We start from the raw sequence: 13,484 nt of genomic DNA on the forward strand, positions 1-13,484 counted from the left end.
AGAGGGGTGAGTGAAGCAGGCCGCTCTGAAGTGACCGACAGCACGCCAACCGACCAACGGGTCTGGCCGGCGATCCTGACGTGGCGCGCGCACGACGTCCCGCGGATGGAGTCGGTGCGGGTGCACTTGTCGGGCAACCGCATCAAGGCGCACGGCAGTATCGTCGCCGCCGCGACGCCGTCCCATCCGGCGTTCTCCGCCTCCTACGATCTGGTGACCGACGAGACGGGCGCGACCAAGCGACTCTCGCTGACGCTGACGCTGGCCGAACGTGAACGTCAACTGTCGATCGCCCGCGACGAAGAGAACATGTGGCTGGTCCAGGATCACCAGGGCTCCAAACGGGCGGCCTTCGACGGCGCCCTCGACGTCGACCTCATCCTCAGCCCGTTCTTCAACGCGTTGCCGATCCGGCGAAACGGCCTCCATCAGCGCAGCGAATCGATCGCCTGCCCGGTGGTGTACGTGCGTTTGCCGGACCTGTCCGTGGACCCGGCGATGATCAGCTACAGCAGCGCGCCTGATGGCATCAAGGTGCATTCGCCGGCCGCCGAGACCACCGTCCGGGTGGACGACGACGGCTTCATTCTCGACTATCCAGGACTGGCAGCGCGGATCTGATCACCCCGCCGGCCCGGCCCGCGGCGGCTAGTTCCGCCCGCCAATTGTCCGCGCCGACGGCGGTTGTCACGATCTCGGGCCTGCCGAACCGCTCGTAACGCACTCGCGCGGCGTGGCCCGCTTCGACGAGATCGGTCAGCGGCTTCTGAGCGGACAGGGCACTGCGGGCGCGGGCGAGCAAATCGATGGTGCGGTCGAGCACCGGCAGCACCTGATCGGCATTTGCCTCGCACATCGCCCGCACCAGGTCCGGCGCGGTGGCGGCGACCCGGGTGCCGTCCCGAAACGACCCGGCGGCCAACGCGAACGCCAGCGGCACCTCACCCGCGGTCGCCGCCAGCGCTTCGGCGAGCAGATGAGGCAGATGTGAGATCGTCGCCGCCGCGGCGTCGTGCTCGTCGGAGCGGGCGGGGACGACGACCGCCCCGCAGTCCAGCGCCAGGCGCATCACCATGGCCCACACATGCGGGTCGACATGGTCGTCGACGCTGACGACCCACGGTGCGCCGTCGAACAATCGCCGGTCGCCTGCGGCCCATCCCGACTGTGCCGTGCCGGCCATCGGATGCCCGCCGACGAATCGTTCGAGCAACCCGACGGCGCGGACCTCGTCGGCGACACAGCTCTTCACACTGGTGACGTCGGTCAGCGGACAGTCCGGCGCCGCTTTGCGAATGCGTTCGAGCATCGGCCGCAGCGCGGGCACCGGAACGGCCAGAACGATCAACGCCTCACTGTCAGCGGCCCGCGTCAGCGCCTCGTCGATGTGTTCGGTGGCGTCGAAGCCGTCTGCCCGCGCGGCCTGGACGGCTTCGATGGACCGGTTGTATCCGAAGACCTCGCGTCCGGCCGCGTGGGCGGCCCGCATCAACGACCCTCCGATAAGGCCGAGGCCCACCACGCAAACGGGTGTGTTCGTCACCTCACAAGGTTGGCATATCGGACGCATCTCCCGACGTCAGGCTTGGTGCTGGTCGCTGGTCAATACCCCTGGTGGCGGACTAGCGTAAGCCCCCATGGGAGCTCAGCGTGCCTCGGCGAAGGAGCAGACCGTCGAAGTTCCCGACGGCTTTGGCGTCGCTGTCGTCCGCGAGGACGGCAAGTGGCGCTGCGCGCCGCTGCGGCCTGCGGCTCTGACCAGCCTCGCCGCCGCGGAGACCGAGCTGCGCGAGATACGCAGCGCGGGCGCGGTGTTCGGCCTCCTCGACGTCGACGACGAATTCTTCATGATCGTGCGGCCCGCCCCGTCAGGTACCCGGCTGCTGCTGTCGGATGCGACCGCGGCGCTCGACTATGACATCGCCGCCGAGGCGCTGGAGACACTCGACGCCGACATCGAAGCCGAGGAGTTGGAGGAAGCCGAACCGTTCGAGGAAGGCGACCTCGGGCTGCTCTCGGATATCGGGCTGCCCGAAGCGGTGCTGGGCGTGATCCTCGACGAGTCCGACCTCTACGCCGACGAACAGTTGGGCAGGATCGCGCGGGAGATGGGATTCGAGAACGAGCTGTCGGCGGTGCTGGAGAAGTTGGGTCGGTGAACCGCCGATCGGATCCGGCTCGGTGACCGACGAGGACTTGATCCGCGCCGCTCTCGACGCGGCCTCTGCCGCCGGCCCTCGCGATGTGCCCATCGGGGCGGTGGTCGTCGCGGCCGACGGAACCGAACTGGCTCGGGCGGCCAATGACCGAGAAGAGTCCGGCGACCCGACCGCGCATGCCGAGATTCTCGCGATGCGCGCAGCGGCAGCGGTGCTGGGCGACGGGTGGCGCTTGGAGGGCACGACGTTGGCGGTGACGGTCGAACCGTGCACGATGTGCGCCGGCGCGTTGGTGATGGCGCGGGTCGCGCGGTTGGTGTTCGGGGCATGGGAACCGAAGACGGGTGCCGTCGGGTCGCTGTGGGACGTGGTCCGCGACCGGCGGTTGACCCATCGCCCGCAGGTGCGCGGCGGTGTACTGGCCGTCGAGTGTGCGGCTCCGCTGGAGGCGTTCTTCGCCAGCCAACGCCAGGTCTGATTTTCGCCGAAATGGAATTCCGCGCGCTCAAGTCGCCCGCTTGGTAGCCCGGAATTCCATTTCGGCGCAGATGACCCCGTCAGCGCAGTCGGGATCTGCTGTCCGACAGCAGGTTCTCGATCTCAGACCAGGTGCGCTTGACGATCTGCGCGGCGGGCAGCAGCTCGCAGATTCGGGAGGACACCTGACCGGTGTTGGCGACGCTGGCCTCCATGTCGCCGCCGAAGTAAAGGTCGGTGATGCCGCCGAGCAATCGCACGCCAGGATCGGCTTCGACGATGCGCGCCGCGAGCCCGGTGCGCAGCACTCGCATCGTCGGATTGCCGGGAAGGTCGAGCATCACGGTGCCGTCGTCGTTGGCGGCGACGATCGCGTCCTTGAAGTTGGCGTGCACGGCCGCCTCGTGGCTGGCCAGCATCCGGGTGCCCATCTGCACGCCTTCGGCGCCGAGCACGACGGCGGCCGCGGCCGAGCGGGAGTCACAGATGCCGCCCGCCGCGATGATCGGCAGCTCGACGCGTTCGGCGACCAACGGCAGCAGCACCATCGTCGAGGCTCCGAGCAACGACTTGAAGCCACCGCCCTCGACGCCTTCGACCACGAGTGCGTCAACGCCGGCGTCGGCGGCCTTGCGTGCGCCCTTCAGCGATCCGACGACGTGTACGACGGTCATGCCCGCGTCGTGCAGGCGGGCGGTGAACAAGGCGGGGTCGCCGGCGGAGGTGAAGACGTGCTCGACCCCGGCGGCGGCCAGCTCGTCGACGATCGACGGGTCGCGCTTCCAGCCCTGGATCATCAGGTTCGCCGCGACCGGTTTGTCGGTCAGCTCTTTCACCCGACGCAGATCGGCGCGGCCTTCCTCGGTCAGCGTCTCGATCATGCCCAGTCCGCCGCCTTCGGAGACCGCGGCGGCCAGCTCGGCACGGGCGATGTAGGTCATCGGAGCCTGCACGACGGGGTACTCAACGCCGAGCAACGCCCGGATGCGGTTGGTCACGCGCTGATTGTCTCTTAGCTGCCCGCGATTGGATCGGCGCGGCGGTGGGCCGGTAAGCTGCCACACGGTGGCGTGTCCGAGCGGCCTAAGGAGCACGCCTCGAAAGCGTGTGACGGGTAACCCCCGTCCGAGGGTTCAAATCCCTCCGCCACCGCCAAGTATCGGCCGACGTTGGGTCAGCAGAGGTTCAGAGTTGCGGCACTGACGATTTCATTGGCCGCCGACACCGATACGTCGAGTTCGTTGACCACCATCTGCGTGATGTTTCCCGCGGGCATGCCGCCCGCCGCGGCGGCGCAGACTCGGTACCCTTCCTTGATCAGCTGATGCTCGGTCAGGAAGATGTATCGCTCCTGCAGAAACCGCGTGTAGTCGTCGTGAGTCGCCGCCGCGGGCGGCGCAAACACGACCGCCGCGGATGGCGCGAAGGCAACCGCCGCAGCGACGAGGGGGAGTAGTAATCGAGACATTCGGCCGGCACCTCCAAGAACAACGGCGTTCCCATACCTCACCTTGCCAAACGCGAGCAAACGACGGCGCGAAACGGCGTTACTGATTTCCGCCGTCGGCGTCACTTCGATAGTCTGACCCGGCGGCTCGGGGGGTGCGCGGTTCTCCGCCACCGCCGCACAATGCAAACGCTATTGTCGAATCCGTCACTGAAGCAGAGGTCAGAGCGACCGCGGTGACCAACGTGAAAGACGTGGGTTACTCATGCGCGCGCTGTACGATCCTGAGCCGGTGGCCTCCACCGGTGAAGCGTCGAGATTGCAGCAGTTCAACGTTCTCCTCGTCGAGGACGACCGTGCCGACGCCATCCTCGTCGAGGAACTGATTGCCGACGCGGAGGCCGACATCAACGTGGTCTGGGCGCAGTCCATGAAGGACGCCGAGACTCAGATGGGCCTCAGGCGGCCCGACTGCGTGCTGCTGGACCTCAACCTGCCGGACGCGAGCGGCATCAAGGCGCTGGACCGGGTGGCAAAGCGCGACGCCACGATGCCGATCGTCGTGCTGACCGGCCTGCACGACGAGCATTTCGGGATCTCCGCGGTCGCAGCGGGCGCCCAGGACTACCTCGTCAAGGGCCGAGTCGAGCCGGAGACCCTGCGGCGCGCCCTGCTCTACGCGGTGGAGCGCAAACGTGCCGAGCTGACCGCGGTGGAACTGCACGCCAGCGAGCTTCGCGCCAGGGAGAATGCGCGACTCGAGCGCGGTCTGCTGCCATCGCCGCTGCTGCTGGACCCACCGACCGTCGACATCGTCGCGGAATACCGGCCCAGTCGGCAGCACACACTGCTCGGCGGCGACTTCTTCGACTTCATCCAAACCCCCGACGGCACGGTCCATGTGATGGTCGGCGATGTCGCCGGGCACGGCCCCGACGAGGCCGCGTTGGGCGTCGCACTGCGTATCGGCTGGCGCGCGCTCACCTTCGCCGGCCTGCGCGGCAATGAGCGGATGCGCCAACTCGAGCGGGTCCTGAGCACCGAGCGTCCGGGTGCCAGCATCTTCGCGACGGTACTGAGCGTCGCCATGTCGCCCGACGATCTGAGCTTCAACGCGGTGTCGGCGGGGCATCCCGGCATGCTGCTGCACGGACCGGACAACGTCGAATGGCTCGAGCCTGCCGTCGGACCCGCACTCGGGCTGAACGGCCGCGAGTGGCCACTCAACCAGTTCGAGTTGCCGAAGGGGTCTGGTCTGCTGTTGCTCACCGACGGCCTGTTCGAGGGGCGTTCCGGTCGCGGCACCGAGCGCCTCGGCGAGCACGGGTTGCTGGAGGTGGCCCAGTCCTACGCGGCGCTGCCCGGCGCGCAGTTCGTCAATGCGCTGATCGACGACGTCGAACAACGCGCACAGTCGGTCGGCGGCATCAGCGACGACATCGCCGTCGTGCGAGTGGAGCGGACTTCCGTCGAGTGAAGTGGCAACCCACGGTTCAGGGCTGGCAGAACCTCGTGCTGTCGATGATGGGTGTACTGGTGCTCGCCGGTGCGATCGCCGGCGCGGTGCTGTTGAACCGCACCGACGGCGTGTCGAACGAGATCACCGGCGAGATCGGTCCGACGCGGGTTGCGGCCTACCAGCTGCAGGCCGCACTGCGTGACCAGCAGACGGCAGTGCGCGGATACGCGATTGCCGCGGACCGTCAGTTCCTCGAGCCCTACGGCGAGGGGCAGAAGGCTGAAGCGGCTGCAGCACAGGTCATTCGGGAGCACGCCGCGAACCGGCCCCAGGTGCTCGACGACCTCGATGCCATCGAAAGTGCGGCCTCGAACTGGCGGGCCGTCTACGTCGAGCCGGTCATCGCCGCCGTCGAACCGGGCGTGCCGTCGGTGCTCGATGCCGCGACTGTCGAGCGCGGAGAGACGACGTTCGACACCCTTCGGCAACTGTTCACGGCGCAGCTCGAACATCTGCAGCAGGAGCGCGACAGCGCGGATGAGGCCTTCCAACAGACGAAGACGTGGCGCGACGCGATCCTGACCACCATCGTCGTCGTCTTCTTCCTGGCGGTTGTCGTACTCGCGCTGTTGGTGCACAACGCGGTGACGCGCCCGCTGAACTCCTTGGCCGCCGCCTGCCGCACCATCAGCAGCGGCAACTTCGGCGAGACGATCGTGCCTCGGGGTCCGCGGGACATCCGCGCCATCGCGTGTGACGTCGAGGAGATGCGCCAGACCATCGTCGAGGAACTGGAGTCCTCGCGGTCGGCCAGGAGTCAGCTGGCCGACCAGGCCCTCGAGCTACAGCGCTCGAACGCCGAACTCGAACAGTTCGCCTACGTCGCGTCGCACGACCTGCAGGAGCCGCTGCGCAAGGTGGCGTCGTTCTGTCAATTGCTGGAGAAGCGGTACGGCGACAAGCTCGACGAACGCGGTACCGAGTACATCCGGTTCGCCGTCGACGGCGCCAAGCGCATGCAGGTGCTGATCAACGACCTGCTGACGTTTTCGCGGGTCGGCCGGCTCAACTCCACCGAGACCGACGTCGACCTCGGTGCCGTGTTCGACGACGCGGTGGGCAATCTCGCCACCGCGATCGAGGAGTCCGGTGCCGAAGTCGAACGTTCGACGCTCCCGTCGGTCAAGGGTGACCCGACCCTGCTCACGATGCTGTGGCAGAACCTCGTCGGCAACGCGGTGAAGTTCCGGCGCGAGGGGATCGCGCCGAGAATCGTCGTCGAGTGCGAAGAAGGCGCCAACGACCGCGACGGTTCGTGGCTGTTCACGGTGTCCGACAACGGGATCGGTATTCCGGAGGAGTTCGCCGACAAGGTCTTCGTGATCTTCCAGCGCCTGCACGGCCGCGATACCTATACCGGAACGGGGATCGGCCTGGCGCTGGTCAAGAAGATCGTCGAGCACCACGGCGGCAGCATCTGGATCGACACGGCCTACACCGAGGGAACGCGGTTCCGCTTCACCATGCCCATCGCTGTGGACGAGCACTCCGCGGCCAGTCTGGAAGGATCACCCGCATGACATCGGACGAAGGTCGCGCGATCGACGTGCTGCTTATCGAGGACGATCCCGGCGACGAACTGATCACCCGAGAAGCGTTCGAGCACAACAAGATCAAGAACACTCTGCACGTCGCCCACGACGGTCAGGAGGGGCTTGACTTCCTCTACCGCCGCGGCCAGTACGCCGATGCGCCGCGGCCGGACCTGATCTTGCTCGACCTCAACCTGCCCAAGTACGACGGCAGGCAGCTGCTGGAGAAGATCAAAGGCGACGCGGACCTCAGCCTGATCCCGGTGGTGGTTCTGACGACGTCCTCGGCAGAGGAGGACATTCTGCGCAGCTACAAGCTGCACGCCAACGCTTACGTCACCAAGCCGGTCGATCTCGATCAGTTCATGAACGCTGTGCGTCAGATCGATGAGTTTTTCGTCCAGGTCGTTCGGCTGCCGCAGCCCTGAAGTCGTTCGACCCGAGATCGAAGCTGATGCGCACGGTGGTGCCGGAGGTGTCGTGCGCCATGCGCACATCGTCGCTCATCGCGTCGATGATCAGCAGTCCCCGGCCCCGGGTGGTCGGCTCGGGTGACGGCGTGCGCCACAGACCGAAATCGGCGATGCACACCGAAATTCGGCCGTCTTCGACCGCCGCCTCGACCTGGATGACACCGGTGTCAATATCGCGGTAGGCATGCTCGACGCAGTTCGTGCAGGCTTCGTTGACCGCGAGCACGATGTCTGCTGCGCCGGTGCCGGATACGCCGACCTGCTCAAGCCAGGTGGATAGGCGACGCCGGACGTCGGCCAACCGATCCGCAGTCGCCGGCACCTCGATCCGCAGAGAGTCCGCCGGCAGCGGACAGGCATCGATACCCACGCTCGTGTTGTACCCGCCTTGGGCCGATAACTCACGTGACCCACACGTACGCTGTCGGTTCCGGCCGTAGCTGAGTCGAATTTCACACATGAGAGGGCGATGTAATGCCGGTGCTGACTCCGCAGCACGTGGACTTCCCGCGGTGGTACCAAGATCTGCTCACCAAGGCCAAGCTCGCCGAGAACGGCCCCGCGCGCGGGACGATGGTCATCCGGCCCAACGGCTACGCGATCTGGGAGCGCATGCAGGGCGAGGTGGACGGCCGGATCAAGGCGGCGGGTGCGGCGAACGCCTACTTCCCGCTGCTGATCCCGATGGAGTTCTTCGCGCGGGAGGCCGAGCACGTCGAGGGGTTCAGCCCCGAGCTCGCGGTCGTCACCCACGGCGGTGGCAAGGAGCTGACCGCGCCGCTCGCGATCCGCCCCACCAGCGAAGCGGTAGTCGGCGAGTACATGAGCAAATGGATCGACAGCTATCGCGATCTACCGCTGCGGCTCAACCAGTGGGCCAACGTCGTGCGGTGGGAGCTTCGGCCGCGGATCTTTCTGCGCACCACGGAATTCCTGTGGCAAGAGGGCCACACCGCGCACGTCGACGAGGCCGAGGCGCGGGGCTACGCCCGTGGCATTCTGCGCGACGTGTACGAAGACTTCCTGCGCAAGGTTGCCGCCGTGCCGGTGATCGTCGGACGCAAGACCGCCAAGGAGCGGTTCGCCGGTGCAGCGAACACGATGACCTGCGAAGGGGTCATGCGTGACGGTAAGGCGCTGCAGATGGCCACGTCACACGAACTCGGGCAGCGCTTCAGCCGCGCATTCGACATCACCTATACCGGCGCGGACGGATCGTCGCAGTTGTGCTGGACCACCTCGTGGGGTGCCTCGACTCGCATGATGGGCGGGTTGATCATGTGCCACGGCGACGATTTCGGACTCGTCGTGCCGCCCGCGTTGGCGCCGGTTCAGGCTGTCGTGGTGGTCGTCAAGGAGTCTGACGGCGCAGTGACCCGCGCGGCCGGAGCGCTAGCCGACGAACTCACCACCCGCGGGGTACGCGTCCGACTCGACGATGACGTCGCCGCCGGTTTCGGTTGGCGTGCCACCGAGTGGGATCTGCAGGGCGTGCCGATCCGCATCGAACTCGGTCCCCGTGACATCGAGCGACGGGCCGCGGTGGTCTATCGGCGAGACACCCGCGACAAGACGACAGTGGGTCTCGACGATGTGCCGGCCGAGGTGCAGCGCCTGCTCGGCACCGTCCAGGGCGACATGCTGCGAGCGGCGACAGCGCGCCGCGACGCCCGCATCGACGACTGCGCGACGCTCGACGAGGTGCGCGAGGCCGCGCAGTCCGGTGTCGCCCGGGTGCCGTGGGACGAAGTGGGCGTGGCGGGGGAGCAGGAGTTGGCGGCCGCCGGGCTCACGGTGCGCTGCCTGCAGCACAGTGACGGCTCGCTGCCCGACGGCGACGACGACGCAGGCGCCTTGGCCTACGTCGCGAAAGCGTACTGATCAGCCGTAGAACGTGACGCGGTAGTCAGCGGTCCACGCGCCGTCGATGCAGCTCAGCGGAACTCCGTCGGGTGACTGCGCGACGCCGGTGTCCTCACCGCAGGGCAATCGCAACGTGCGGATGCCGACCAGCGGCGGGGACGCGATCCAGGTACTGCGCGAGTTGCAGGCCAGGGTGTTGCCTGAGGCGTCGATGCCGAAGTTGTACCGGGTGTTCTGCACACAATGCGTGCCCTCGACCGCGGTGCGATCGACGTACGGCACGCACTCTGCGCCGTCGCAGTACCCCGGTGAAGCCGCCGCGGTGGTGGCGGCCATCATCGGGGCCGCCACGAACCCGGACGCCAGCGCTACTGCCGCGATGAGCTTCATGGGTCCATAGCCTAAATGCATCGCCTCGGCGACGGGCGCGGAATAGGCTCTTAGTCCATGATGCGCGCCATCGTTGCTCTCGCGTCCGCCGCGGGCGCCGCGGCGGTCCTCAGCGCACCCGCCGCGGCCGCCGACACGGTTGCCTACCTGGTCAACGTGCACGTTCGGCCGGGCTACAACTTCCCGAACGCAGACGCCGCGATCGGCTACGGCAACAGCGTCTGCGATCGCGTCGCAGCCAAGATGGCCTACGCCCAGATCGTCGACCAGGTGAAGGCCGACTTCCACACCGCGGACTACTACCAGGGTGCCTACCTGATCAACCAGGCCGTCAACGAGTTGTGTCCGGCGCAGATCTGGCAGCTGCGCCAGTCCGCGGCCGGCTACACCGTTCCGGCGTGAACGACAACGGCGGCGCCCCACCGGGACGCCGCCGCTGATGTCGACCCGATTACGGGCAGCTGACCTCGATCTCGAAGGGCTTGTTCACCGGCTGCAACGGGTTGGCCATATCGACTCCCGTCGCGGTACCGCTGAGCTTGTAGGTGTTGCCGTCCTTCTCGGCCTTGGCCTCGCCCTGGCCGGTGCCCTGCTGGTAACCCAGGGTCACGCCGTTGACATTGCCCAGCCCGACGGACTGCACAGTTGGCTCATCGCCGGTGGTCACCACCGCGCCGATGCCGGTGGTGGCGTCGCCGATCGCGATGTTCATGTTGCCGCCCATGGAGCTGCACACAACGGTGCCCTGAACCTCCTGGTCCTGGCCGTCGATCGTGACGGTGGTCTTGCCTTGTGCTGAGGAGGCCGCCGACGTCTCACCCGACGTCTCCGACTTCGGCTCGTCTGAACCACAACCGGACAGGCCGGCGGCGACGATCGCCGCGCCGCCGATGGCGACCAACAAACCACGCTTCACCACAGTTCTCCTTTTGTTGTCGTGATCCGTCAAGATCGGCGGATCATCCTCAGCAGTATGTGTGGCGGACGTGGCACGGGCAGGGGAATGACGGAATCTGTTCGCTAACTCGACACCTGCGAGACGAACGTGCCAGAAGCCGGGCAGCGGCACGCCGACCACCGAATTCGCACAGTGCAGAATCTACTTCCGTGGCCGAGCCGTTCTTCAGCGTTGAGACCCAACTGTCCGGACGGCGCGGTCGCACCGGCGTGATCCGCACGCCGCACGGCGAGATCCGCACGCCGGCGTTCATTCCGGTCGGTACGCAGGCCACCGTCAAGACGGTACTGCCCGAGTCCGTCAAAGACCTTGGCGCACAGGCGGTTCTTGCCAACGCCTATCACCTTTACCTGCAGCCCGGCCCGGATATCGTCGCTGAAGCCGGAGGACTCGGCGCCTTCATGAACTGGCCGGGGCCGACGTTCACCGACAGCGGTGGCTTCCAGGTGATGTCGCTGGGCGTCGGCTTCAAGAAGGTGCTGGCGATGAACGCTGACCGGGTGCAGACCGACGATGTGATCGCCGAGGGCAAGGAGCGACTGGCGGCCGTCGACGACGACGGCGTGACGTTCAAGTCGCACCTCGACGGGTCGACGCACCGGTTCACCCCAGAGGTGTCCATCGGGATCCAGCACCGCCTCGGCGCCGACATCATCTTCGCGTTCGACGAGCTGACGACGCTGGTCAATACCCGCGGCTACCAGGAACGGTCGGTGCAACGCACGCACGAGTGGGCGGTGCGATGCCTCGCGGAGCACCGCAAACTCGCCGCGGCGAATCCGGACATGCCGGCGCAGGCGCTGTTCGGGGTGGTGCAGGGCGCCCAATACGAGGACCTGCGCAAGCAGGCCGCCCGCGGGTTGGCGACGATCGGCGACGCAGCCGGGCCGGCGAAGGGCCTGAGTTTCGACGGCTACGGAATCGGAGGAGCGCTGGAGAAGCAGAACCTGGCCACGATCGTCGGCTGGGTCAGCGCGGAACTGCCTGCCGACAAACCCCGCCACCTGCTCGGCATCAGCGAGCCCGACGACCTTTTCGCCGCCGTCGAGGCGGGCGCCGACACGTTCGACTGTGTGTCGCCGTCGCGGGTGGCCCGTAACGCGGCGGTGTACTCGGTGACCGGCCGGTTCAACATCACCAACTCCCGGTTCCGCCGCGACTTCACCCCGCTGGACGCCGAGTGCGACTGCTATACGTGCGCTCACTACACGCGCGCGTACGTGCACCACTTGTTCAAGGCGAAAGAGGCGCTGTCCGCGACGCTGTGCACCATCCACAACGAGCGGTTCATCGTCCGGTTGGTCGACCGCATCCGCGCAGCGATCGAGGACGACACGTTCGACGAGCTCCGCGCGGACGTGTTGGGTCGGTACTACTCGACCTCAGAAAAATGACGGAATGCCGACGAGAGGAGCACCTCGGTTGAGCCAGTCGACCACGGATCCGCAGTCGCTGCTGCTGGCACTACTCGACCCGTCGAACCGCGCCGACCCGTATCCCACGTACGCCGCCATCCGCGAGCACGGGCCCCTGCATCTGCCGGCCATGACGCTGCATGTGTTCTCCTCCTTCGAGGACTGCGACAGAATTCTGCGTCATCCGTCGTCGGCCAGCGATCGGCTCAAATCGTCTGCCGTGCAACAACAATTGGCTCACGGCGCCGAAGATGCGCCCGTGATATCGCCGAGCTTCCTGTTCCTCGACCCGCCTGACCACACGCGGTTGCGCAAGCTCGTCAGCAAGGCGTTCGCCCCGAAGGTCGTCAAGGCGCTGGAACCGCAGATCGCCGCACTGGTCGACTCACTGCTCGACAAAGCCGCGGCCGCAGGGCAATTGGAGGTCGTCGCCGACCTGGCGTATCCGCTGCCCGTCGCGGTGATCTGCCGACTGCTAGGCGTTCCCCTCGAGGACGAGCCGCTGTTCAGCCACGCATCGGCAGTGCTGGCCAAGGCGTTGGACCCGACGCTCGCCTTCTCCGGACAGACACCGCAGGATCTGGACGAAAGCATGCAGGCTGGCCTGTGGTTGCGCGGCTACGTGAGCGCTCTCATCGCCCGGCGCCGCCGCGACCCCGGGGACGACCTGATGTCGGCGCTGATCCATGTCGAGGAATCCGGGGACCAGCTGACCGAGGACGAGATCATCGCGACCTGCCAGTTGCTGTTGGTCGCCGGGCACGAGACGACGGTGAACCTGATCGCCAACGCGATTCTGGCGATGCTGCGACATCCGACCCACTGGGCGGCGGTTGCGGCGGACCCGCAGCGCGTCTCGGCGGTGATCGAGGAGACGCTGCGCTACGACCCGCCGGTACAGCTGGTCGGCCGGATCGCCGCTCAAGACATGAGGATCGGCCGCGCCGAGGTCCCCAAGGGGGACATCCTCACCCTGCTGCTAGCGGCAGCCAACCGCGACCCGGCGGCGTTCGACCGGCCCGACGATTTCGACCCGGACCGTGACCCCATCAGGCATCTGAGCTTCGGCAAGGGACCGCACTTCTGCCTGGGCGCGCCGCTGGCGCGCGTGGAGGCCGCAGTGGCGTTGTCGAAGGTCGCCGCGCGATTTCCGGACGCCCGAATGGTCGGTGATCCGGTGTTCAAGCCGAACCTGACACTGCGGGGAATGGCTTCGCTTTCCGTTGCGGTCTAGCCGTTTCGCGACGGATT

The 13,484-nt window shown here is 67.1% G+C and carries 16 protein-coding genes and 1 tRNA gene; 11 read left to right on the forward strand and 6 right to left on the reverse strand.

All coding sequences use genetic code 11. The features are described 5' to 3' along the window. Nucleotides 1-6 precede the first annotated feature (6 nt). Nucleotides 7-621: a putative glycolipid-binding domain-containing protein gene (locus N4S67_RS24835; RefSeq protein WP_390893507.1), complete on the forward strand. Its 615-nt coding sequence runs from the start codon at nucleotides 7-9 to the stop codon at nucleotides 619-621. On the opposite strand, the gene N4S67_RS24840 is transcribed toward N4S67_RS24835, so the two are convergent. Beyond that, on the reverse strand, nucleotides 584-1,543 hold the full coding sequence (locus N4S67_RS24840) for a prephenate dehydrogenase (RefSeq protein WP_260995677.1): 960 nt from the start codon (nucleotides 1,541-1,543) through the stop codon (nucleotides 584-586). The genes N4S67_RS24835 and N4S67_RS24840 overlap by 38 nt on opposite strands. A 94-nt stretch (nucleotides 1,544-1,637) precedes the next feature. Between N4S67_RS24840 and N4S67_RS24845 the strand changes: the two genes are divergently transcribed. Together N4S67_RS24845 and N4S67_RS24850 are read left to right on the forward strand one after the other, a co-directional pair. Next, nucleotides 1,638-2,159, forward strand: coding sequence for a tRNA adenosine deaminase-associated protein (locus tag N4S67_RS24845; RefSeq protein ID WP_260995678.1), 522 nt, complete (start codon nucleotides 1,638-1,640; stop codon nucleotides 2,157-2,159). A gap of 22 nt (nucleotides 2,160-2,181) precedes the next feature. Beyond that, nucleotides 2,182-2,637, forward strand: a complete 456-nt coding sequence (locus N4S67_RS24850) for a nucleoside deaminase (RefSeq protein WP_260995679.1) — start codon at nucleotides 2,182-2,184, stop codon at nucleotides 2,635-2,637. 79 nt (nucleotides 2,638-2,716) lie between these two features. On the opposite strand, the gene N4S67_RS24855 is transcribed toward N4S67_RS24850, so the two are convergent. Beyond that, on the reverse strand, nucleotides 2,717-3,634 hold the full coding sequence (locus N4S67_RS24855) for an NAD(P)H-dependent flavin oxidoreductase (protein ID WP_260995680.1): 918 nt from the start codon (nucleotides 3,632-3,634) through the stop codon (nucleotides 2,717-2,719). A 66-nt stretch (nucleotides 3,635-3,700) separates the two neighbouring features. Between N4S67_RS24855 and N4S67_RS24860 the strand changes: the two genes are divergently transcribed. Beyond that, nucleotides 3,701-3,791 (forward strand) — tRNA-Ser (locus tag N4S67_RS24860). A gap of 19 nt (nucleotides 3,792-3,810) precedes the next feature. Here the strand turns inward: N4S67_RS24860 and N4S67_RS24865 are convergent. Next, on the reverse strand, nucleotides 3,811-4,257 hold the full coding sequence (locus N4S67_RS24865) for a DUF732 domain-containing protein (RefSeq protein WP_260995681.1): 447 nt from the start codon (nucleotides 4,255-4,257) through the stop codon (nucleotides 3,811-3,813). Nucleotides 4,258-4,348: 91 nt separating this feature from the next. Here N4S67_RS24865 and N4S67_RS24870 point away from each other — a divergent pair, with 91 nt between their 5' ends. From N4S67_RS24870 to N4S67_RS24880, 3 genes are read left to right on the forward strand one after another with little or no spacing between them, the layout of a single operon-like run. Continuing rightward, a complete protein-coding gene (locus N4S67_RS24870) occupies nucleotides 4,349-5,560 on the forward strand; it encodes a PP2C family protein-serine/threonine phosphatase (RefSeq protein WP_260995682.1) in 1,212 nt (403 codons plus the stop codon). Between the two features lie 44 nt (nucleotides 5,561-5,604). Next, entirely contained in the window at nucleotides 5,605-7,122 is a 1,518-nt protein-coding gene (locus tag N4S67_RS24875; RefSeq protein ID WP_260995831.1) for a sensor histidine kinase, read from the forward strand. Next, complete coding sequence (locus N4S67_RS24880; protein ID WP_260995683.1) at nucleotides 7,119-7,562, forward strand: response regulator; 444 nt, start codon at nucleotides 7,119-7,121, stop codon at nucleotides 7,560-7,562. The genes N4S67_RS24875 and N4S67_RS24880 overlap by 4 nt, the downstream gene beginning before the upstream one ends. Here the strand turns inward: N4S67_RS24880 and N4S67_RS24885 are convergent. Then, nucleotides 7,498-7,977 carry an ATP-binding protein gene (locus tag N4S67_RS24885; RefSeq protein ID WP_260995684.1) on the reverse strand — a complete coding sequence of 160 codons (480 nt, stop codon included), beginning with the start codon at nucleotides 7,975-7,977 and terminating at the stop codon, nucleotides 7,498-7,500. The genes N4S67_RS24880 and N4S67_RS24885 overlap by 65 nt on opposite strands. A 104-nt stretch (nucleotides 7,978-8,081) precedes the next feature. On the opposite strand from N4S67_RS24885, the gene proS reads away from it, so the two are divergent. Beyond that, a complete protein-coding gene (gene proS, locus N4S67_RS24890; RefSeq protein WP_260995685.1) occupies nucleotides 8,082-9,488 on the forward strand; it encodes a proline--tRNA ligase in 1,407 nt (468 codons plus the stop codon). Here proS and N4S67_RS24895 read toward each other — a convergent pair whose 3' ends face one another. After that, nucleotides 9,489-9,860, reverse strand: a complete 372-nt coding sequence (locus N4S67_RS24895) for a hypothetical protein (protein ID WP_260995686.1) — start codon at nucleotides 9,858-9,860, stop codon at nucleotides 9,489-9,491. A gap of 57 nt (nucleotides 9,861-9,917) precedes the next feature. On the opposite strand from N4S67_RS24895, the gene N4S67_RS24900 reads away from it, so the two are divergent. Beyond that, a complete protein-coding gene (locus N4S67_RS24900; protein ID WP_260995687.1) occupies nucleotides 9,918-10,262 on the forward strand; it encodes a DUF732 domain-containing protein in 345 nt (114 codons plus the stop codon). Nucleotides 10,263-10,311: 49 nt separating this feature from the next. Here the strand turns inward: N4S67_RS24900 and N4S67_RS24905 are convergent, their stop codons facing one another. After that, a complete protein-coding gene (locus tag N4S67_RS24905; RefSeq protein WP_260995688.1) occupies nucleotides 10,312-10,776 on the reverse strand; it encodes a lipoprotein LpqH in 465 nt (154 codons plus the stop codon). A gap of 191 nt (nucleotides 10,777-10,967) precedes the next feature. On the opposite strand from N4S67_RS24905, the gene tgt reads away from it, so the two are divergent. Together tgt and N4S67_RS24915 are read left to right on the forward strand one after the other, a co-directional pair. Then, nucleotides 10,968-12,212 carry a tRNA guanosine(34) transglycosylase Tgt gene (gene tgt, locus N4S67_RS24910; RefSeq protein WP_260995689.1) on the forward strand — a complete coding sequence of 415 codons (1,245 nt, stop codon included), beginning with the start codon at nucleotides 10,968-10,970 and terminating at the stop codon, nucleotides 12,210-12,212. A 28-nt stretch (nucleotides 12,213-12,240) separates the two neighbouring features. Continuing rightward, a complete protein-coding gene (locus tag N4S67_RS24915) occupies nucleotides 12,241-13,467 on the forward strand; it encodes a cytochrome P450 (RefSeq protein WP_260995690.1) in 1,227 nt (408 codons plus the stop codon). Nucleotides 13,468-13,484: the final 17 nt, after the last annotated feature.

The sequence above is a fragment of the Mycobacterium deserti genome (genome assembly GCF_025345615.1).
Lineage (GTDB): Bacteria > Actinomycetota > Actinomycetes > Mycobacteriales > Mycobacteriaceae > Mycobacterium > Mycobacterium deserti.